The sequence below is a fragment of the Roseateles sp. GW835-FHT13E02 genome (genome assembly GCF_058794035.1).
Map to the genome: position 1 here is coordinate 1 of NZ_JBXAGJ010000036.1, position 18,989 is coordinate 18,989.

19 protein-coding genes and 2 riboswitches are annotated in these 18,989 nt (G+C 66.7%); of the genes, 11 read left to right on the plus strand and 8 right to left on the minus strand.

What is annotated here, in order from left to right:
* The 4 genes from AC1Q6P_RS23135 to rpsL form a co-directional block, all read right to left on the minus strand.
* A partial coding sequence (locus AC1Q6P_RS23135; protein ID WP_310388397.1) for a GTP-binding protein occupies positions 1-104 on the minus strand: 104 nt, incomplete at its 3' end.
* Positions 105-266: 162 nt separating this feature from the next.
* On the minus strand, positions 267-2,369 hold the full coding sequence (gene fusA, locus AC1Q6P_RS23140) for an elongation factor G (protein ID WP_102766013.1): 2,103 nt from the start codon (positions 2,367-2,369) through the stop codon (positions 267-269).
* Positions 2,370-2,439: 70 nt separating this feature from the next.
* Positions 2,440-2,910 (minus strand): 30S ribosomal protein S7, encoded by a 471-nt coding sequence (gene rpsG / locus AC1Q6P_RS23145; protein ID WP_102766012.1) that lies wholly within the window; start codon positions 2,908-2,910, stop codon positions 2,440-2,442.
* A 166-nt stretch (positions 2,911-3,076) separates the two neighbouring features.
* Positions 3,077-3,451 carry a 30S ribosomal protein S12 gene (gene rpsL / locus AC1Q6P_RS23150; protein ID WP_102766011.1) on the minus strand — a complete coding sequence of 125 codons (375 nt, stop codon included), beginning with the start codon at positions 3,449-3,451 and terminating at the stop codon, positions 3,077-3,079.
* Positions 3,452-3,855: 404 nt separating this feature from the next.
* Here rpsL and AC1Q6P_RS23155 point away from each other — a divergent pair, with 404 nt between their 5' ends.
* On the plus strand, positions 3,856-4,329 hold the full coding sequence (locus tag AC1Q6P_RS23155; RefSeq protein WP_492666128.1) for a putative toxin-antitoxin system toxin component, PIN family: 474 nt from the start codon (positions 3,856-3,858) through the stop codon (positions 4,327-4,329).
* Between the two features lie 34 nt (positions 4,330-4,363).
* On the opposite strand, the gene AC1Q6P_RS23160 is transcribed toward AC1Q6P_RS23155, so the two are convergent.
* Positions 4,364-4,576, minus strand: coding sequence for a hypothetical protein (locus AC1Q6P_RS23160; protein WP_102766009.1), 213 nt, complete (start codon positions 4,574-4,576; stop codon positions 4,364-4,366).
* 250 nt (positions 4,577-4,826) lie between these two features.
* Here AC1Q6P_RS23160 and AC1Q6P_RS23165 point away from each other — a divergent pair, with 250 nt between their 5' ends.
* On the plus strand, positions 4,827-5,390 hold the full coding sequence (locus tag AC1Q6P_RS23165) for a thymidine kinase (RefSeq protein ID WP_492666129.1): 564 nt from the start codon (positions 4,827-4,829) through the stop codon (positions 5,388-5,390).
* Positions 5,391-5,459: 69 nt separating this feature from the next.
* Here AC1Q6P_RS23165 and AC1Q6P_RS23170 read toward each other — a convergent pair whose 3' ends face one another.
* On the minus strand, positions 5,460-5,696 hold the full coding sequence (locus AC1Q6P_RS23170) for a hypothetical protein (protein ID WP_102766008.1): 237 nt from the start codon (positions 5,694-5,696) through the stop codon (positions 5,460-5,462).
* Between the two features lie 233 nt (positions 5,697-5,929).
* Positions 5,930-6,688, minus strand: a complete 759-nt coding sequence (locus AC1Q6P_RS23175) for an enoyl-CoA hydratase/isomerase family protein (protein ID WP_492666130.1) — start codon at positions 6,686-6,688, stop codon at positions 5,930-5,932.
* Between the two features lie 144 nt (positions 6,689-6,832).
* Between AC1Q6P_RS23175 and AC1Q6P_RS23180 the strand changes: the two genes are divergently transcribed.
* The 4 genes from AC1Q6P_RS23180 to AC1Q6P_RS23195 all read left to right on the plus strand — a co-directional run bounded on the left by AC1Q6P_RS23180 (position 6,833) and on the right by AC1Q6P_RS23195 (position 13,345).
* Complete coding sequence (locus AC1Q6P_RS23180; protein WP_492666131.1) at positions 6,833-7,870, plus strand: branched-chain amino acid ABC transporter permease; 1,038 nt, start codon at positions 6,833-6,835, stop codon at positions 7,868-7,870.
* A 9-nt stretch (positions 7,871-7,879) separates the two neighbouring features.
* Positions 7,880-9,664 (plus strand): branched-chain amino acid ABC transporter ATP-binding protein/permease, encoded by a 1,785-nt coding sequence (locus AC1Q6P_RS23185; protein WP_492666132.1) that lies wholly within the window; start codon positions 7,880-7,882, stop codon positions 9,662-9,664.
* Positions 9,665-9,689: 25 nt separating this feature from the next.
* Positions 9,690-10,439 carry an ABC transporter ATP-binding protein gene (locus AC1Q6P_RS23190; protein ID WP_492666133.1) on the plus strand — a complete coding sequence of 250 codons (750 nt, stop codon included), beginning with the start codon at positions 9,690-9,692 and terminating at the stop codon, positions 10,437-10,439.
* Between the two features lie 152 nt (positions 10,440-10,591).
* Positions 10,592-13,345, plus strand: coding sequence for an HD domain-containing phosphohydrolase (locus AC1Q6P_RS23195; RefSeq protein WP_492666134.1), 2,754 nt, complete (start codon positions 10,592-10,594; stop codon positions 13,343-13,345).
* A 21-nt stretch (positions 13,346-13,366) separates the two neighbouring features.
* On the opposite strand, the gene AC1Q6P_RS23200 is transcribed toward AC1Q6P_RS23195, so the two are convergent.
* Positions 13,367-14,098 carry a helix-turn-helix domain-containing protein gene (locus tag AC1Q6P_RS23200; protein ID WP_492666135.1) on the minus strand — a complete coding sequence of 244 codons (732 nt, stop codon included), beginning with the start codon at positions 14,096-14,098 and terminating at the stop codon, positions 13,367-13,369.
* A gap of 149 nt (positions 14,099-14,247) precedes the next feature.
* On the opposite strand from AC1Q6P_RS23200, the gene AC1Q6P_RS23205 reads away from it, so the two are divergent.
* The 5 genes from AC1Q6P_RS23205 to AC1Q6P_RS23225 all read left to right on the plus strand — a co-directional run bounded on the left by AC1Q6P_RS23205 (position 14,248) and on the right by AC1Q6P_RS23225 (position 18,582).
* On the plus strand, positions 14,248-15,315 hold the full coding sequence (locus tag AC1Q6P_RS23205; RefSeq protein WP_492666136.1) for a cytochrome P450 family protein: 1,068 nt from the start codon (positions 14,248-14,250) through the stop codon (positions 15,313-15,315).
* Positions 15,312-15,743 (plus strand): antibiotic biosynthesis monooxygenase family protein, encoded by a 432-nt coding sequence (locus AC1Q6P_RS23210; RefSeq protein WP_102766001.1) that lies wholly within the window; start codon positions 15,312-15,314, stop codon positions 15,741-15,743. The genes AC1Q6P_RS23205 and AC1Q6P_RS23210 overlap by 4 nt, the downstream gene beginning before the upstream one ends.
* Positions 15,740-16,195 carry a bleomycin resistance protein gene (locus tag AC1Q6P_RS23215; RefSeq protein WP_492666137.1) on the plus strand — a complete coding sequence of 152 codons (456 nt, stop codon included), beginning with the start codon at positions 15,740-15,742 and terminating at the stop codon, positions 16,193-16,195. Before AC1Q6P_RS23210 ends, AC1Q6P_RS23215 begins: the two co-directional genes overlap by 4 nt.
* A 100-nt stretch (positions 16,196-16,295) precedes the next feature.
* Positions 16,296-16,760 carry a CreA family protein gene (locus tag AC1Q6P_RS23220; protein ID WP_492666146.1) on the plus strand — a complete coding sequence of 155 codons (465 nt, stop codon included), beginning with the start codon at positions 16,296-16,298 and terminating at the stop codon, positions 16,758-16,760.
* Between the two features lie 94 nt (positions 16,761-16,854).
* Positions 16,855-18,582, plus strand: a complete 1,728-nt coding sequence (locus tag AC1Q6P_RS23225; RefSeq protein ID WP_492703348.1) for a GGDEF domain-containing protein — start codon at positions 16,855-16,857, stop codon at positions 18,580-18,582.
* A gap of 59 nt (positions 18,583-18,641) precedes the next feature.
* Positions 18,642-18,735: riboswitch (glycine riboswitch) on the plus strand.
* A gap of 1 nt (position 18,736) precedes the next feature.
* Positions 18,737-18,855, plus strand: a riboswitch (glycine riboswitch).
* The last annotated feature ends 134 nt before the right edge of the window (positions 18,856-18,989 follow it).

Sequence of the window (18,989 nt, forward strand, 5' to 3'; positions counted from 1 at the left end):
ACGGTCGCGATCGCAGCCGTCAGGGTCGTCTTGCCATGGTCCACGTGACCGATGGTGCCGACGTTGACGTGCGGCTTGGTGCGTTCAAATTTACTCTTTGCCATTGCAATTGCTCCAAAAAGAACAGGTCGCCAGTCTCAGGGTTTAGCGTTTCCCTCAGGCCTGCGATTCCCGGCGACTGGCAACCGGGCAGAACCTGAGAAAGACGATCTCGAATGAGAAGAAGCGCGGAAGCCTCGGTTGGAGGATTCAGCGCTTCAGGGTCATCACTTGCCGCGGGCGGTGATGATGGCGTCAGCCACGTTCTTCGGAGCTTCAGCGTAGTGCTTGAACTCCATCGTGTAGGTGGCGCGGCCTTGGGTGGCGGAACGCAGGGTCGTCGAGTAACCGAACATTTCCGACAGCGGAACTTCGGCCTTGATGATCTTGCCACCGCCGACCATGTCGTCCATACCTTGGACCATGCCGCGACGGCTGGACAGATCGCCCATCACCGTACCGGCGTAGTCTTCCGGCGTTTCGACTTCCACGGCCATCATCGGCTCCAGGATCACGGGCGATGCCTTGCGGCAGCCGTCCTTGAAGCCCATCGAAGCGGCCATCTTGAAGGCGTTTTCGTTCGAGTCCACTTCGTGGTACGAACCGAAGGTCAGCGTGACCTTCACGTCCACCACGGGGTAACCGGCCAGCACGCCATTCGGCAGGCTGTCGATGATGCCCTTTTCCACGGCCGGGATGAATTCGCGAGGAACCACACCGCCCTTGATGGCGTCCACGAACTCGAAGCCCTTGCCCGGCTCTTGCGGCTCGACGGTCAGCACGACGTGACCGTACTGACCCTTACCGCCCGACTGACGCACGAACTTGCCTTCCACGTCGGTGGCCGACTTGCGGATGGTTTCGCGGTAGGCCACTTGCGGCTTGCCGACGTTGGCTTCCACGCCGAACTCGCGCTTCATGCGGTCGACAATAATTTCCAGGTGGAGCTCGCCCATGCCAGAAATGATGGTCTGGCCCGATTCTTCATCGGTACGCAGGCGGAAGGACGGATCCTCCTTGGCCAGACGGCCCAGGGCGATACCCATCTTTTCCTGGTCAGCCTTGGTCTTGGGCTCCACGGCCTGCGAGATCACGGGCTCAGGGAAGACCATCTTTTCCAGGGTGATCACGGCTTCCGGATCGCACAGGGTTTCACCGGTGGTGACGTCCTTCAGGCCCACGCAAGCAGCGATGTCGCCGGCCAGAATTTCCGAGATTTCTTCACGCTGGTTGGCGTGCATCTGCAGAATACGACCAATACGCTCCTTCTTGCCGCGGATCGGGTTGAACACCGAGTCGCCCGACTTCAGCACGCCCGAGTAGACGCGCACGAAGGTCAGCTGACCGACGTAGGGGTCGGTCATCAGCTTGAAGGCCAGAGCCGAGAACTTGGCATCGTCGGACGCATCGCGCGACGACGGCTGGTCGTTCTCGTCCGTGCCCGGCACGGGAGGAACGTCCACCGGCGAGGGCAGGAAGTCGATCACGCCGTCCAGCATGCGTTGCACGCCCTTGTTCTTGAACGCGGTACCGCAGAACATCGGCTGGATTTCAGCAGCCAGCGTACGGGCACGGATGCCTTCCAGGATTTCGGCTTCGCTCAGCTCGCCAGACTCCAGGTACTTGTTCATCATGTCTTCATTCGACTCGGCAGCGGCTTCAACCAGGTTGTCGCGCCACTTTTGCGCATCAGCCTGCAGCTCGGCAGGGATGTCGCGGTAGTCGAACTTCATGCCCTGGGAGGCTTCGTCCCAGAAGATGGCCTTCATCTTGATCAGGTCAACCACGCCCTTGAAGTTTTCTTCAGCGCCGATGGGGATGACCACGGGCACAGGGTTGGCCTTCAGACGCAGACGCATCTGATCGTAGACCTTGAAGAAGTTGGCGCCGGTACGGTCCATCTTGTTCACAAAGGCCAGACGAGGCACCTTGTACTTGTTGGCTTGGCGCCAGACGGTTTCCGACTGGGGCTGCACGCCACCCACAGCGCAGTAAACCATGCAAGCACCGTCGAGCACACGCATCGAACGCTCAACTTCAATGGTGAAGTCCACGTGTCCGGGGGTGTCGATGATGTTGAAGCGGTGCTCGGGGTAGGACATGTCCATGCCCTTCCAGAAGCAGGTGGTCGCAGCCGAGGTGATGGTGATACCACGCTCTTGCTCTTGCTCCATCCAGTCCATGGTGGCCGCGCCATCATGCACTTCACCGATCTTGTGGTTCACACCGGTGTAGAAAAGGATACGCTCGGTCGTCGTGGTCTTGCCAGCGTCGATGTGCGCCGAGATACCGATATTGCGGTAGCGCTCGATGGGGGTCTTGCGTGCCATGATGTCACTCCAGAAAGGCAGGAGCCGCCAGCGGGTCAGTAGAAACCCGAGGCGGCTGAATCGAAGTAAATTAGAAGCGGAAGTGCGAGAAGGCCTTGTTGGCTTCGGCCATGCGGTGAACTTCGTCACGCTTCTTCATGGCGCCGCCGCGGCCTTCAGCTGCTTCCAGCAGCTCGTTGGCCAGACGCTGCGACATGGATTTTTCACCACGCTTGCGGGCCGACTCCTTCAACCAACGCATGGCCAGAGCCATCCGGCGGACGGGACGAACTTCCACGGGAACTTGGTAGTTCGCACCGCCAACGCGGCGGGACTTCACTTCGACCATCGGCTTGACGTTGTTCAAGGCAACCAGGAACACTTCCAGCGGGTCCTTGCCAACCTTCTTTTCGACTTGTTCCAGAGCACCGTAAATGATGCGCTCTGCAACCGCCTTCTTGCCCGACTCCATGATGACGTTCATGAACTTGGACAGATCAACATTGCCGAACTTGGGATCAGGCAGGATCTCGCGCTTGGGTACTTCGCGACGACGTGGCATGGGATTCTTCCTCTTGCTTCAGTGGGTACGGGCAACTGCCCTGCACCTTTGGATGACCACCGACTTCTGGGGCATCCACTTACTCGGTAGCGGCCAATCTTGGGAATGGCTGAAACCGCAAAAACGCCTGGCGCCAGCAGAATGCCGGGCCGACATGACTCTTTGATTACTTCTTCGGACGCTTCGCGCCGTACTTGGAACGCGACTGCTTGCGGTCTTTCACGCCTTGCAAGTCCAGCGAACCGCGCACGATGTGGTAACGCACACCCGGCAAGTCCTTGACACGACCGCCGCGCACCAGCACCACGCTGTGCTCTTGCAGGTTGTGGCCTTCACCGCCGATGTAGGAGATGACCTCGAAACCGTTGGTCAGGCGCACCTTGGCAACCTTACGCAGAGCCGAGTTCGGCTTCTTCGGAGTCGTGGTGTAGACGCGGGTGCAAACGCCGCGGCGTTGCGGGCAATTCTGCATTGCCGGCGACTTGGATTTCGTGACCTCGGCCTGACGGCCGTGGCGCACGAGCTGATTGATGGTTGGCATAAGTAACTTGTTCCCGTTTGAAGTCACACACTTCAGCAGCATCACTCAGGATGAGCGCAAACCTTGACCGGCTGACGCGGCACACCCGGCACCAACGCGGGATGCGACACACGCCTGAAATCCTCACAAAGATCCAGTGACAAATCGCCAGCGGGTTTGTTCACCGCCGGCGGCATTCCGTGAATCCATGGAAAATTCTCAGCAAGGCCTGCTGAAGAGCCCGCGATTGTAGATCAGATCAACGAGAACACACAAGCCAGGGCTTCGGAAGGCGCTATGCTGCCTCGCTTTGCCGAAGTTCCGGGCCGCTCAGCCCGCTTGCGGACCCGAGGCCGCAGGCCCTGCCGCACACGACCGCAACCCGCCACACGATCCGATTTCAAGCGGCCTGGCCGCGGCTTCCCATGCCCGATTCCCCAGCGACCGATTCCGCCCACACCGCCCCGCGCATCGTCATCGACACCCAGGTCATCATGGACTGGCTGGTGTTTCGCGACCCGCGAGTGCAGGCTCTGGCACAGGCCGTGGTCGGCCGGCAGGTGCAATGGATCGGCGAGACGGCCATGCTCGACGAGCTTCGCCATGTGCTGGGCCGCGGGGTCGCCGCCCAGTTCAAACCCGATCTCGCCTGGATCGAAAGCCAGTTCGAGCAGCATTGCCAGATGATCGCCAGCGCCAGCCCTCCGGCCGTGCGCCTGGTCTGCCGCGACCCGGATGATCAGAAGTTCATCGACCTGGCCCTGGCTCAGCGGGCGCAATGGCTGCTGTCGCGCGACCGCGCCGTGCTGGTCCTGGCCAAACGTGCGCGGGCTCAAGGCTTGCTGATCCTGAATCCGGATCGCTGGACGCCCCCGCCCTCGGCCGGCCTCGCTGCCTGAGCGCTCGGCGAGCAAGCCGCCGGAGCAGTTTCGTTCAGGCCTGCTTTTCCGGCTTCACGCAGGCCGGCTTGCACACCACTTCGGTGCGGCCCAGCACGCGCTTGGACATCAGGTTGTTGGGGGTGCGGTGTTTGCCGCATTTGAAGCAAGAGCGGGTATGACCGCTGCCCAGAAAGGGCGAACCGCCCAGTTTGGACTCATAACGCAGACCGTTGTCACTGACGCTGGTGTAGGTGTCTTTGCTCATTGTTGTCGCGGGTTCACGGTGCCGACCATCAGCGCGAGGGGCGCCTAGGCCTGAATGTGCTGGACTGCTTTCCTCTGCCCTCTGAACCATAGTAGGCGGCCGGGCGTGGCTTTGACTACCTCGCTTGCCCCAGGTTTTGTCACAATCGCGCACGCCGGCCGGCCCCTCCCCCTCAGATGCGGGCGCTGGGCGCGCCAATTCGCCCTCCCGGGCTGGCTTTCCAACCTTTTTGCAGCCCGAGCCCCTCGACATGGCCAAACTGTTTTTTCGTTACGCGGCCATGAATGCCGGCAAATCCACCGCCCTGCTGCAGGTGGCGCACAACTACGAGGAGCGCGGCCACCGCGTGCGGCTGTTCAGCGCGCAGATCGACGATCGCTACGGGCGCGGCACCATCACCTCACGCTTGGGGCCGCAGCGCGAGGCGGAGGTGTTTGGGCCCGAGACGGATTTCCTGGCCCTGCCGCTACAACTGCCGGAGGTGTCCTGCGTCTTGATTGACGAGGCGCAGTTTCTACTCAAACCCCAGGTCTGGGCGCTGCATGAGCTGGCGCATGTGCGCAATGTGCCGGTGATCTGCTACGGCTTGCGCACCGATTTCCAGGGCGAATTGTTCCCCGGATCCGCCACATTGCTGGCTCTGGCGGACGAGATGGACGAGATGAAGACCATCTGCGACTGCGGCCGCAAGGCCACGATGAATATGCGTGTCGACGCCAACAACCGCAAGGTCACCGAAGGCAATCAAGTGGAAATTGGTGGCAACGCCCGCTACCGGGCGGTGTGCGGGCGCTGCTTCCGGCAGCAGGCCTGAGCGGGCCAGGCTCGCCGGCGTTGAATTCTGGAACGCAGCGCGCCACTCGGGGCGCGCTGGCGTGTCCGCTCAGCCCTTGCTGAGTTGTTCGTCGAGTTCCTTGCACGACGGTGCGCAGACGGGCTGCGACTTGCCCAAGAGCTTCTTGGATTTCAGCATCGCGCGCGGGCGGTGCTTGCCGCACAAAAAGCACGACATGGTTGCGGCACCAAAGGAAGAGGTCGCCGCGAACGGCGAACCCGGTGCTTTAGAGCGGTAACGCAGACCATCGGCTTCGATGGTCGTTTTAGTACTGTCCTTGGCCACGTCGGTCCTGATAGTGAGTTAGTGGGAGCTAGCCATGCCGGGCCGGTGACTCCGTTGCCGAAGCCGCCGCCCGAATGGGCGAACCCCGCTATTTTCCACCATCTGGAGGCCGATCCGGCGCCGGCGCCGCCCGCCGGCCCCAGACACAGAGGGAGGGGATTCCCCTAGAGCGCCCCAAACACGGGCCTTGCAGCCCCTGTCGGACCCCGGCAAACATGCGGCCGCCGAGCGTTTCAGCGCCCCTCAAAACGCGGCGTACGGCGCGCCTGCCAGGCCGCCACGCCCTCGGCCAGATCGCTGGACGCATTGGCCCGGGCGATGTCGGCCTGCAGCGCAGCCGGGTCCAGCTGGCCGCGCGCGATCGCATTCAAGTGCTTCTTCATGCCCAGCAGCGCCAGCGGCGCCATGGCCAGCAGCTGGGCCACAAGTTCCTGCGTGGCGGTTTCCAGCGCCGCCGCATCGGGCAGCAACTGGTCGAGAAAGCCGCTGCGCAGCATCTCCTGCGCGTCCAGCGTGGCACCCGCCAGCAAGACCTTCTTGGCCCAGGGCAGGCCAAGGCGGCTGACATAGCGCTCCATGCCGCCGCGGTAGAAATGCAGGCCCAGCTTGGCCGCCGGCACAAACATCTCGCAGGCCGGCTGCCCAAGGCGGAAATCGCAGGCCAGGGCCAGGTCGGTCGCGCCGCCGTAGACGCCGCCCTGGATCTGGGCCACGGTCACCGGGCGGGCATTCTCCCAGGCATCACTGAGCTCGGCAAACAGGGCGCCGGCGTCGAGGCCCGGCACCGCGTCGATATTGAATCCACTGCAGAAATGCCGGCCCTCGCCGCGCAGCAGCAGCACGCGCAGCTCCTCGCGCGCATTCACCTCTTGCAGCTGCGCCTGCAAGTCCAGCAAGTCGCTGGGCTCCAGGCGGTTGGCCAGGCGAGGCCGGCGCAGGGTGATGCGGGCCAGATGGCCATCAACTTCGAGCAAAGGGGCGTGGCCGGGCATGGCGGGCAAGAATGCAAACAAGGGCGAAGCAGGCAGTCTAGCGGCAGGCCGGTTTGTCAATGCGGCCCTGTCCCGAGCGGCGCCCGGCCCTCACTTGTTTAGAGTCGGACGCATCCGCCACGCTCTCGCTGCCACTGCCTCTCCATGGATTTATCAATCGCCAGCATCCTGCTGCTCGACGGCCTGAGCAATGGCGCCATCTACGCCCTGCTGGCCCTGGCCACCGTGCTGGTGTTCACCGTGACCCGGGTGATCTTCATCCCGCAGGGTGAGTTCGTGGCTTTCGGCGCGCTCACCCTGGCCGCCCTGCAGCAAGGCCAAAGGCCGGGCACTGTGGTGTTTTTGCTGAGTCTGACCGGCCTGGTCGCCCTGCTCGACCTCGGGGCCGGGTGGCGGGCGGGTGAGGCGGCCACGCCCCTGCTGCGGCGGGTGGTCCAGGCCGCCGCCCTGCCCCTGGGTCTGAGCGCCCTGGCCTGGTGGGCGGCGCCGCTGCAGCTGCCCTTGCTGCTGCAGGTGCTGCTGACCCTGGCCATTGTCACGCCCATGGGCCCCTTGCTGTACCGCCTGGCCTACCAGCCGCTGGCCGACGCCTCGGTGTTGGTGCTGCTGATCGTCTCGGTCGGCGTGCATTTCAGCCTGACCGGCCTGGGCCTGCTGTTCTTTGGCGCCGAGGGCTCGCGCAACCCCAGTTTCTGGGACAGCAGCTTCACCCTGGGCCCGCTGTTCATGGCCGGGCAGACGGTGATCATCCTGCTCGCCTCGCTGGCCCTGATCGTGCTGCTCTGGCTGTTCTTCGAGCGCAGCCTCTACGGCAAGGCCTTGCGGGCCACAGCGGTGAACCGGCTGGGTGCGCGGCTGATGGGCATTTCCAGCACGGCTGCGGGCCGCCTGTCCCTGGCCATGGCGGCCTTCATCGGCGCGCTCTCGGGCGTGCTGATCAGCCCGACCACGACGATTTTTTACGACAGCGGTTTTTTGATCGGCTTGAAAGGTTTCGTCGCCGCAGTGTTCGCCGGCCTGGCCAGCTATCCCGGCGCGGCACTGGGCGCGGTGCTGGTGGGGCTGCTGGAGTCCTTCAGCTCCTTCTGGGCCAGCGCCTTCAAGGAGGTGATCGTCTTCACCTCCATCCTGCCGGTGCTGCTGTGGCGCTCGCTGCGCAACCCGCACTCTGACGAGCATTGAGCCGTGACCATGCGACTGAACCGCAGCCTCCTGCTGCCCATCCTGGGCCTGGCCCTGCTCTTTGCCCTGCCCCTGCTGCCGGTGCCCGAGTTCTGGATCACCCAGCTCAACTACATCGGCATGTTCGCCCTGGTCAGCCTGGGCCTGGTGCTGCTGACCGGCGTGGGCGGCCTGACCTCTTTCGGGCAAGCCGCCTTCGTAGGCTTGGGCGCCTACAGCACGGCGCTGCTGAGCACCCAGTTCGGACTCTCGCCCTGGCTGGGCCTGCTGGCGGGCTGGCTGCTGACCGGTGGCGTGGCCTGGTTGCTGGCCCTGCTGACCCTGCGCATGTCGGGCCATTACCTGCCGCTGGCGACCATCGCCTGGGCGCTGAGCCTCAACTTCAGCATGGCCAATCTGGAGGTGCTGGGCAAGTACGACGGCATCCTCGGCCTGCCGGCGCTGCAACTCTTCGGCCTCAGCCTGCAGGACGGCCGCGCCATCTACGGTCTGATCTGGGGCATCGCCCTGCTGGCCGCGCTGGCGGTGCGCAATCTGCTGGACTCGCGACCGGGCCGCGCCATCCGTGCGCTGAACGGCGGCGTCACCATGGCCGAGGCCATGGGTGTGTCCACCTTCCGCTACAAGGTCATCATCTTCGTGCTGGCGGCTCTGCTGGCGTCCACCTCCGGCTGGCTGTTCGCCCATGTGCAGCGCACGGTCAACCCCAGCCCCTTCGGCCTGAAGATGGGCATCGAGTACCTGTTCATGGCCGTGGTCGGCGGCGTCGCCAGTGTCTGGGGTGCCTTTGTCGGCGCCGGGGTGTTCAAGCTGGTGGAAGACCAGCTGAAAGAGCTGCTGCCCGCCCTGCTCGGCAGCAATGGCAATTTCGAGATCATCGTGCTGGGCATCGTGCTGGTGCTGGTGCTGCAGCATGCGCCGCGCGGGCTCTGGCCCTATGCCCAGCAGCTGCTGCAGCGCTGGTGGCCCAGCCCGCGGCGAATGCAGGATTGGAGCCAGGCGGAGCCCCTGCCCCAGCGCGCCAAGCCGCAGGCGGGCGAGCCACTCTTGCAGGTCGAGCGCCTGCGCAAACAGTTCGGCGGCCTGGTGGCCGTGAACGATGTCAGCTTCGGCATCCGGGCCGGCGAGATCATCGGCCTGATCGGCCCCAACGGCGCCGGCAAGTCCACCACCTTCAACCTCATCACCGGCGTGCTGCCGGCCAGCGGCGGCTCCGTGCATTTCCGCGGCGAAGATGTGTCAGGCCTGCCCTCGCGCGAGATCGCCCGGCGCGGCGTGTCGCGCACCTTCCAGCACGTCAAGATGATGGCCGAGATGACGGTGCTGGAGAACGTGGCCCTGGGCGCCTATCTGCGCGGCCATAGCGGCACGCTGCGCGCCCTGCTGCGCCTGGACCGCGCCGAGGAGCAGCGCCTGTTCCGCGAGGCCGAGCTGCAGCTGCGCCGCATCGGCATGGCCGAGCAAGCGCATGAACTGGCGGGCAATCTGGCCCTGGGCCCGCAGCGCCTGATGGAGATCGCCCGCGCCTTGTGCAGCGACCCCGCCCTGCTGTTGCTGGACGAGCCTGCCGCCGGCCTGCGCCACAAGGAAAAGCAAGCCCTGGCCGAGGTGCTGCGCCAGCTGCAGCGCGAAGGCCTGAGCGTGCTGCTGGTCGAGCACGATATGGAGTTCGTGATGGGCCTGACCGACCGCCTGGTGGTGATGGAGTTCGGCACCAAGCTGATCGAAGGCACGCCGGCCGAGGTGCAGGCCAGCCCCGAGGTGCGCGCCGCCTACCTCGGCACCGAACATTGAATGCCTCTGCCAGGACGCTGAACCCATGAGCTCCCCCACACCCTTGCTGAGCGTGCGCGGCCTGCACGCCGGCTATGGCCGCGCCGAGGTGCTCAGCGGCCTCGATCTGGATCTGCCGGCCGGCCAGGTGGTCACGGTCATCGGCCCCAACGGCGCCGGCAAAAGCACCACGCTGAACGCCTTGATGGGCGTGCTGCCGGCACGCGGCCGCATCCTGCTGGACGGCGAGGACATTGCCGGCCTGAGCCTGGAAGAACGCGTGATGCGCGGCCTGGCCCTGGTGCCGGAAAAGCGCGAGCTCTTCACCACCATGAGCGTGGAAGACAACCTGCTGCTCGGCGGCTACCGGCCGCTGCGCCTGGGCCAGCGCGACTGGCGCGAGCAGCTGGCCCAGGTCTTCGAGCTGTTCCCACGCCTGCTGGAGAGGCGCGAGCAGCTGGCCGGCACCTTGTCCGGCGGCGAGCGCCAGATGCTGGCCGTGGGACGCGCCCTGATGGCCCGGCCCAAGGTGCTGATGCTGGACGAGCCCAGCCTGGGCCTCGCACCGCTGGTGGTGAAAGAGATCTTCCGCATCGTGACCACCTTGCGCGAGCGCGGCGTCAGCGTGCTGCTGGTGGAGCAGAACGCCCGCGCGGCGCTGGAGGTGGCCGACTACGGCTATGTGCTGGAGACCGGCGCCATCGCCTTGCAAGGCCCGGCCGCCGCCCTGGCCGGCGACGGTCGTGTGGTCGAGACCTATCTCGGCAGCGGCCGGCACAAGCCGGCCGCCATGTGACGGCTTGAAGAACCGCGGCGCGCAAAGCGCCGCCGGGCCTGAAATACTTGACGAATTCCCCGCGGGCTTGAAATCCGTCCTTGGGTTCACGCTGATACTGGCCGATGACCTGAAGGCCGCGACGACGGACCGGGGAGGAATCTTTGTCAGCCATGGATCTGTTTGCACTCAACCACGAAGTCACTGCCCTGGAATCGGCCCTGACCGAGCTGCAGGGTGAAGCGCGCCTGAGCGTGCTGCTGCCCCTGGCCTGGCATCTGCGCCAGCGCGACTGCAAGCGCGCCCTGCTGCTGGTCAACGAGGCCGAGGAATGGCTGGCCCAGGTGAGCTGGGATGAAGCCCGCAGCCAGGCCTGCCATGCACGACTCTTGCTGGTGCTGGGCGAGGTGGCCTGGTTGTTCGCCCAGCTCGATGCGGCCGAGCAGTACGCTGAGGCTGCGGTCGAGAACTTCGCCCAGCTGGGCGACCGCGTCGGCTGCGGTGACGGCCAGTTGCTGCGCGCCGCCCTGTGCACCGAGCATGGCGACAGCGCCACACGCGACGCCTGCCTGCAACAGGCGCAAGACGACTACCGCGCCGCCGGGGACGCCGAGCGCCAGCAGATCGTGCGCGCCATGCGCCTGAACCATGCGGCCTGGCGCGACACCACCGGCACGGCGGCACGGCTGCACAGCGAATTCGCCGGTCTGCCCCAGCCCCTGCCCCCGGCCCTGCAAGCCTGGGTCAGCAGCGCCAATGCCCTGGTGGCCGCCTTCACCGGCGAGCTGGGCATGGCGATCAAGCATTTTCTGCAGGCCCACCACGCGGCCATGGAAAGCGGCCAGATCCGCCACGCCGTGTTTTCAGCCAGCAATGGCGCGGACAATTTTGCGTCGCTCGGCGACCTGGATGCCGCCCTGGAATGGGACGAGCTGGCCCTGGCCCAGGCCCAGGCCTGCGGCTGGCCCGGCACCCTGGGCGGCGCGCAGATGCAGACCGGCAATGTGCTGCGCCTGCTGGGCCGCCTGCCCGAGGCCCACGCCATCCTGAACGAGGCGCTAGAGTCCATGCAGGCCCTGCAGCACGCCAGCCGCTACAGCCTGGCCCTGCAGTACCAGGGCGATGTGGCCCTGGACATGGGCGAGCCGGCGGCGGCGCTGGATTGTTTTCTGCAAGCCGAGACCATTGCCGTCAATCTGGGCGAGCCTTTCTATCTGCTGCGCTGCTGGCGCGGTCAGGCCAGCGCCCTGGGTCGGCTCGGCGAGCCCGAGCAGGCATTGAGCAAGATCTCGGCCGCCTTGCTCAATGCCCGCGAGCTGGGCAGCGCCGATGAGCAGATCAAGGTGCTGCGCGTCTTCGCCGAGCTCTACCAGCAATACGCCCTGCCCGCCCCCGAGGGCATGACGGCCGCCAGCCCCACCCTGCACTACCTGCTGCAGGCCTTGCAAATGGCCAGCAGCATCAAGGGCTACATCCTGCCCAGCGACCTGCTCGACGAGCTGGCCAATGCCTACGCTGCCACCGGTGATGCCGCGCAGGCTCGCCATTACGGCCAGGCCGCCGCAGCCGCGCGTGACAACAAGCGCCTGGACGATGCGCGCAACCGCGCCATGGCCATGCAGGTGCGGCAGGAGAGCGCCTTGGCCCGTGCCGAGGCCGAGTACCACCACCGCCTGGCGCAGGCCGAGAGCGAACGCGCCGCACAGCTGCAGGAGGCCAGTGCCACGCTGGAGACCCTGGGCCGCATCGGCCGCGAGATCACCGGCAGCCTCAACACCGACGCCGTTTTCGCCGCGCTGTATCGCCACCTCGGTCAGCTGCTGGACACCACCTCCTTCTTCGTCTACCTGCTGGAGCCGGGCGGCCATGCGCTCAAAGCCGCCTTCATCAATGAGGCGCGCCACCGCTTCCCCTCGCCGCTGATTTCGCTGCAAGATCCCGAATCGTTGACCGCACGCTGTGCCCGCGAACGCTGCGAACTGTTCTTCCCGTCCGCGCCCCGCAGCCATCCGCCCGGGCATCTGATGGGGCCACTGGAAACGCAGAGCATGATGTTCTCGCCCCTGCTGATCGGCGACCGGCTGCTGGGCGTGATGTCGGTGCAGTCGGTGGACAGCCATGCCTACGGCGAACGCGAGCAATCGATCTTCCGCACCCTGTCGGCTTACGCCGCCATCGCCCTGGACAACGCCGGCGCCTACGCCGCCGCCGAGACCGCGCGCCAGCAAGCGAACGCCGCGCTGGAGGCCCTGAACGAAGCCCGCGCCAAGCTGGCCGACCGCGCCGAATGGCTGGCCGAGGAGGTGCGCAAGGCCACCAACCAGATCGTTCAGCGCGAGCGCGAGACCGTGATCCGCCTGTCCAAGGCGGCCGAGTACCGCGACCCCGAGACCGGCGCCCACATCCTGCGCATGGCGCATTACTCCGAGCTGATCGCGCGCGGCCTGGGCTTGCCCGTTGCCGACCAGGAACTGCTGCTGGAAGCCGCCCCCATGCACGACATCGGCAAGGTCGGCATCACCGACAGCATCCTGCTCAAGCCCGGCCGCCTGACGCCGGAAGAGTTCGAGATCATGAAGCTGCACGCCAGCTACGGCTACGAGATCCTCAAGGACAGCTCCTCCCTGGTGCTGCAGGCCGGCGCCGCCATCGCTCTGGGCCACCACGAAAAATACGACGGCACCGGCTATCCGCAAGGCCTCCAGGGCGAGGCCATCCCCATCTTCAGCCGCATCGTCGCCGTGGCCGATGTCTTCGATGCCCTGACGTCCGAGCGCCCCTACAAAAAAGCCTGGACCTTGGAGGCCGCCGCCGCCCACATCAAAGCCCATGCAGGTAGCCACTTCGACCCGGACTGCGTGCGCGTCTTCTTCGAGCACTGGGACGAGGTGCTGGACATCCGCCAGCGCTTCCAGGACGAGGATTGATGCGCCGGGCGCGGGCGCGGCTCAGGCCTCGCCGAGCAGGCGACGCAAGCCCGCCCGACCGCGCGGCGTGATGCGCAGGGCGCGGCTGTCCAGCGCGCCCTCCACCCAGGCCTTGCGTTCCAGCAGCGCCAGCCAAGCTGCGCCCAAGGCGCCGCCCAGATGCGGCCGGCGCACGCTCCAGTCCATGCAGGGGCAGGCGAAGCGGCGCCGTTGGCGCAGCGCCGCCCCCAGATCCAGACCCAAAGCCGCCAACGCGTCCTGGCCCGCCGGGCTCAGCTGATAACTGCGAGCGTCCTCGGCTTGTACGATCAACCAGCCTTGCTGCAGCAGGTGCTCGTGCCAGCGCACGGCCCACTCGCCGGCCATGTGGTCGTAGCAACGCCGGGCCTCGCGCAGCTCGGGCGGCGTGCTTGGCTCAAAGCGCGGCAAGGCCTCGCTGTGCTGGCGGCCCGCCAGCACCAGCAGGGCCTCGAGCGCAGCGCCCACCTCGCCCCCGGCCAGGCTGTGGTAGCGATGACGCCCCTGGACCTCGCAACGCAGCAGGCCGGCCGCGACCAGGCGGCTCAGATGGGCGCTGGCCGTGGATGCGGCAATTTCGGCCGCCGCCGCCAGCTCGGTCGCAGTGCGGGCATGGCCATCGAGCAGGCAGCACAAGATGCGCGCACGCGCCGGCTCGCCCATGGCCTGAGCCAATGCGGCCAGGGCTTGATCGGCAAAGCCGGCGCCGCGGGGCGGCAAGGGTGTGTCATCCATGCTTCGATGGTAAGCGAAGCATGTGCGCGGCCAGCACCAGACACTGACGCCTCTGAACTCACTGAGCCCCTCTCTCCACCTCGATGCCCTGCCCCTTCACCTCCCCACTTCCACCCGACGCCCCATCCAGCCCAGCGGCCGACACCCCCATGGCCGCGCAGGACTGCAAGCGGTTTGATTTCGACCCCATCTTGCAAGCCCATGTGATCGCGGGGCCGGATCTGCTGCGTCAGGCGCTGAGGCATCCGGACCTCGGCGTGCGGCCGCCCGATCAGCCCCTGCCGCCAGCCTTGCAGGGCCGCCGCTTCGGCGCCATTTACGGCCAATGGCTGCGCATGCGCGAAGACCCCGCACGCAACGCAGAACGCCAGGCGCTGGAGCAGGCCCTGACCTCGCTCGACCGCCGCGTGCTGCAGGCCGAGGCCCAGCATCAAGCCCGCCTGGCCTTGAGCCAAAGCTGGGAGGCCTGGCAATGGTCCAGCCTGCCGGCCAGCCTGGCCGCCATGCTGGGCGTACCCATGTCCAGTGCAGCGGATCAAGCCTCGCTTCGGCAGCAGCTCCAGGCCCTGGCCCAGGCGCTACGACCGGAAGCCGGGCCGCGCGAGCTGGACGCGGCCGACCAGGCTTGCGAAGTCTTGACGCAGGGCCTGGGTCGCCAGGGCCCTGCGCCGCTGTGGAGAGGCTTGAGCCTGCCGAACTGGGATGCAGCAGCCCAGGCCCTCGGTCTGCTGTGGCAAAGCCATGAGGCCGGCGCCGGGTTGCTGGGCCAGGCCCTGCTGGCCGGCGCGGGGCATGAGGCAGAGCTGCTGCGGCTGGCGCAGAGCCCGGGCGTCATCCAGCACACGCGGCGCTGGGCCTTGCACGACTGCCGCTTGGGTGACAGCTACATACCGCGGGGCACGGCCCTGCTTCTGCGCCTGGCTTGCGAGCCCGCGGAGCCGGGCGCCGGTCTGAGCTTCGGGCACGGCCGCCATCAATGCCCGGGCCAGGAACTGGCCTTGCTCATGGCGCAGGCGGCCCTGGGCGTCGCCCGCCAGGCCTTGGCGCAGGGCATCGCGCCCCCGTCCTGGCAGGGCCACCATGCACTGGCCCATGCCCGCGTGCCGCGCCTTGCCGACAGGGCCGACCGAGCCGAGAGCCTCGTGCTTGCTGACGCCGAGCTGCCCACCGAGCGAGCGCCAGCACCCTCGACCACAGCCCAGGAGTCGCGCCCATGATCCTCGTGGTGTTTGAAGTGAAGCTCGCAGCCGGCCAGCGCGAGCACTACCTGGCGTTGGCGGCGGCCTTGCGGGCGGAGTTGGCGCAGATCGACGGCTTCATCAGCATCGAGCGTTTCCAAAGCCTGAGCGATCCCGACACGCTGCTCTCGCTGTCCTGCTTCCGTGACGAAGCCGCCGTCCAGGCCTGGCGTTCGCAAGCCGCCCACCGCGAGGGCCAGGCCCAGGGTCGCGCGACAGTGTTTGCCGACTATCGCTTGCGCGTGGCCGCCGTGCTGCGCGACTACGGCTTGCACGATCGCGTGCAGGCACCGGCGGACAGCCGGCAGGCCCTGGAAGCGCCCCTCGCCGGCGGCGCGCAACTCGCCCAGCCAAGCCACGGATGCCGCACACAATCGGCGCTTCGCCACGCCCCCCATCCACCGTGAACCGCTGCGCGCCCACCGAACCCTTTTGGAACCCCATGGTGCCCGAGCTCGCCGTCAGCGATCTGGCTGCATCGCTGCACTTCTACCGGGCCTGCGGATTTGAGGTCCGCTTTCGCCGCGATGATCCTCCGTTTGCCTATCTGGAACTCGGCCGCGCACAGCTGATGCTGGAGCAAGACCACGCGCACAGCTGGCTGACCGCGCCGACCGAAACGCCGCGTGGCCGCGGCATGAATCTGCAGATCGAGGTCGAGGATGTCGAGCAGCTCCAGGCGCAGCTGCGCCAGTTCGGCTGCCCCCTCTTCCGCGCGCTGGAAGAAAGCTGGTACCCGGTGTCCGAGCGGGAAGAAGAAGGGCAATTGGAGTTTCTGGTACAAGACCCGGATGGCTATCTGCTGCGCTTTTGCCAAGTCCTGGGCTCACGCGAACGCCCGAGCCCTGGCGAGCACTAACGCCCCACCACTCGACGCCACCGCACACGCCGCCACCATGCCCAAGACGCACACCCTGCTCGCCTCGAAGATCTCCTCGTTCTGGCGCCGTGCCGGCCTGATGGGGCTGGGAATCGCAGCTCTTTTCTTGGGCCTGCCGGCCCGGGCGAGCGGCGAGGCCGTGGGCGAGGTCGACACTGCGTTCAAGCTGATCGGCCCCGATCACAAGGTGGTGGTGGAGGCCTACGAAGACCCCAAGGTCTCGGGCGTGACCTGCTACGTCTCGCGCGCCAAGACCGGCGGCATCAAGGGCGGCCTGGGCTTGGCCGAAGACAAGGCCGAGGCCTCCATCGCCTGCCGTCAGACCGGGCCGATCGGTTTCGCCAAGCCCCTGGCACGGCAGGAAGAGGTGTTCAACGAGCGCATGTCCCTGGTGTTCAAGAAACTGCGCATCGTGCGCATGGTCGACAGCCGGCGCAACACCCTGGTCTACCTGACCTATTCGGACCGCCTGGTCGACGGCTCGCCGCAGAACAGCGTGACCGCCGTGCCGGTGGATCGCGCCACGCCGATTCCGCTCAAGTGAGCGCAGTGCCAGGCGGCAAGCCCGAGACCTTGAACGCCGGCCGATGAAAGCCCGAGCACAGCCTCCCTGCCGCCCCCGGCTCACGCCGGAGCAGGTGGACGCGCTGAATGCCGAAGCCTACGCGCTGCGCATGTCGGACACGCCGCGGGCCTTGTGTCTGGCGCAGCAGGCCCATGAGCAGGCCCTGGCCGTCGACCATCCGCGCGGCCTGGCCTATGCCTTGCTGCGCTGGAGCCTGTGCGAGTTCATCCTGGGCCAGCCGGTGGCGCCGCTGCAAGCCCGGCTGGATCGGGCCCACAGCCTGCTGGAGGCGCTGGGCGAGATCGATGGCCATCTGGATGCCTTGAACTTGCAGGCCCTGATACAGGCCCGCCAAGGCGACTACGAAAAGGCCCTGCATTTGGACCAGCGAGCCCTGGAACTCGCCCGCCTCCACCAGGCCAGTCATGCCGAATCTCGCGCCCTGAACAATATGGCGGTGACCCGCCTCACGCAGGGCCAATTCCCGGAGGCCCTCGAGTTGCTTCAGCTCAGCCTCGCACTGGCCGAGCACAACGGATCCATCGTCGACCAGGCCTATGCCCTGGGTCAGCTGGGCCAGGTGCTGCAAGGCATTGGTGAGATGGACTTGGCCGCGGAGCATCTGCAGCGCAGCCTGCGCTGCGCGCGCCAGACCCAGGACCTGGCGCGCCAGGCGACCAGCGCGCTGGACCTGGGCACACTGCTGAGCAAACTCGGCCAGCATGCAGAGGCTTGCCTTCTTCTGGACGAAGCGCTGAACCTGTCGCGGCGCACCGGCAATGTCAACGATCTCGGCCAGGCACTGCTGGGCCTGGGCCAGTCCTGCCTGGCGCGAGGGGCAGTGGACGCGGCCCTGGCCGCCTTCGAAGAAGCCCGGCCGCTGGCCCTGAGCGTGGGCGACAGCCCATCGCTGTGCAGCATCGAGTTGGGCCTGGCCGACGTGTGGCAAGCCCGGAACGATCTGCCGCAAGCCCAGGGCGCCCTGGAACGCGCACTGGCTCATGCCACGAAAGGCCGGCTCACCGCCCTGGCAAGCCAGGCTCATCGGGCCCTGTCCGAGCTGGCCGAGCGGCGAGCCGATCACGCCCTGGCCCTGCAGCACTACAAGGCCCACCATGCCTGCGAACAACGCCTGCTGGGCGAGCACTCGCAGCAGCGCCTGCGCGGCCTGTTCGTGCGCCAGCAGGTCCAGGCCCTGAGCCAGGAATTGCAGGCAGCCCGACAGACGGATCAGGAAAAGCAGGCCTTGCTGACGCAGCTCGCGGCGCAAGCCGACTTGCTGCGCCAGCTCAGCCATGAGGACGCCCTGACCGGCCTGGCCAATCGCCGCTGGCTGGACCTGCTGCTTGAACAGGAGTGCGAGCGCGCGGCGCGCTTTCGCCACCCGCTCAGCCTGGCCATGCTGGACCTCGATCACTTCAAGGCCGTCAACGATCGCTTCGGCCATGCGGTGGGCGATGCCGTGCTGCGCCAGCTTGCTCGCCTGCTGCGTGACCACTGCCGGCGCGCCGATGTGGTGGCGCGTTATGGCGGCGAGGAGTTCACCCTGATCCTGGTGGAGGCCCCCCTGCCCCTGGCCAGCCAGCTGTGCGACAAGCTGCGCCAGCAGATCGAGCGCTTTGACTGGCGCAGCCTGCACCCCGATCTGCATGGCATCACCGTCAGCATGGGCCTGGCCGGCAACGCCGAAGCCCACACGCCCGAAGCCTTGTGCGCCCTGGCCGATGAGCGCCTCTACCAAGCCAAGGGCGAGGGCCGAAACTGTGTCCGTCCGACCGGACTCCTGGCCGACTCTCGCTGATCCCAGGGCTGCCCCGCATTTGCCCTGACTTCGCACACAGGCAAGCCCGTCTACACTGCACACCGGATTCAGGAGAGTGCAGGCCCGCTTTGGACCCTGCCGCCGAAGGCGCAAGCTCCCATACTCGCTCAGGCCCCGTACTGGATCCGTCAACAAGCCGAATGCTGGAGAGAGCGGCCCGCGCAGACGATGCGCAAGCCGCCACCGAAGGAGCAAGGCCATGCCCCCGGGGCGCGGCTGAATCTCTCAGGTAACAGGGACAGCGGGAGCGGCGCGCGTCAAGCGCACGCTCTTGCTGCCACTGCCCGATCTGTGCTCTGCCCGGCTCGCGCCCCACCCTGGGGTGCCTCACCTGCCTGGAACGAAACACAGCCCGAGCTGGGCCTGGGCGTACGCCTGCGCGTCTC

Coding starts and splice junctions, on each gene's coding strand:
- fusA (WP_102766013.1), bottom strand. CDS start 2,369: ATGGCACGCAAGACCCCCATCGAGCGCTACCGCAATATCGGTATCTCG.
- rpsG (WP_102766012.1), bottom strand. CDS start 2,910: ATGCCACGTCGTCGCGAAGTACCCAAGCGCGAGATCCTGCCTGATCCC.
- rpsL (WP_102766011.1), bottom strand. CDS start 3,451: ATGCCAACCATCAATCAGCTCGTGCGCCACGGCCGTCAGGCCGAGGTC.
- AC1Q6P_RS23155 (WP_492666128.1), top strand. CDS start 3,856: ATGCCCGATTCCCCAGCGACCGATTCCGCCCACACCGCCCCGCGCATC.
- AC1Q6P_RS23160 (WP_102766009.1), bottom strand. CDS start 4,576: ATGAGCAAAGACACCTACACCAGCGTCAGTGACAACGGTCTGCGTTAT.
- AC1Q6P_RS23165 (WP_492666129.1), top strand. CDS start 4,827: ATGGCCAAACTGTTTTTTCGTTACGCGGCCATGAATGCCGGCAAATCC.
- AC1Q6P_RS23175 (WP_492666130.1), bottom strand. CDS start 6,688: ATGCCCGGCCACGCCCCTTTGCTCGAAGTTGATGGCCATCTGGCCCGC.
- AC1Q6P_RS23180 (WP_492666131.1), top strand. CDS start 6,833: ATGGATTTATCAATCGCCAGCATCCTGCTGCTCGACGGCCTGAGCAAT.
- AC1Q6P_RS23185 (WP_492666132.1), top strand. CDS start 7,880: ATGCGACTGAACCGCAGCCTCCTGCTGCCCATCCTGGGCCTGGCCCTG.
- AC1Q6P_RS23190 (WP_492666133.1), top strand. CDS start 9,690: ATGAGCTCCCCCACACCCTTGCTGAGCGTGCGCGGCCTGCACGCCGGC.
- AC1Q6P_RS23195 (WP_492666134.1), top strand. CDS start 10,592: ATGGATCTGTTTGCACTCAACCACGAAGTCACTGCCCTGGAATCGGCC.
- AC1Q6P_RS23200 (WP_492666135.1), bottom strand. CDS start 14,098: ATGGATGACACACCCTTGCCGCCCCGCGGCGCCGGCTTTGCCGATCAA.
- AC1Q6P_RS23205 (WP_492666136.1), top strand. CDS start 14,248: ATGGCCGCGCAGGACTGCAAGCGGTTTGATTTCGACCCCATCTTGCAA.
- AC1Q6P_RS23210 (WP_102766001.1), top strand. CDS start 15,312: ATGATCCTCGTGGTGTTTGAAGTGAAGCTCGCAGCCGGCCAGCGCGAG.
- AC1Q6P_RS23220 (WP_492666146.1), top strand. CDS start 16,296: ATGGGGCTGGGAATCGCAGCTCTTTTCTTGGGCCTGCCGGCCCGGGCG.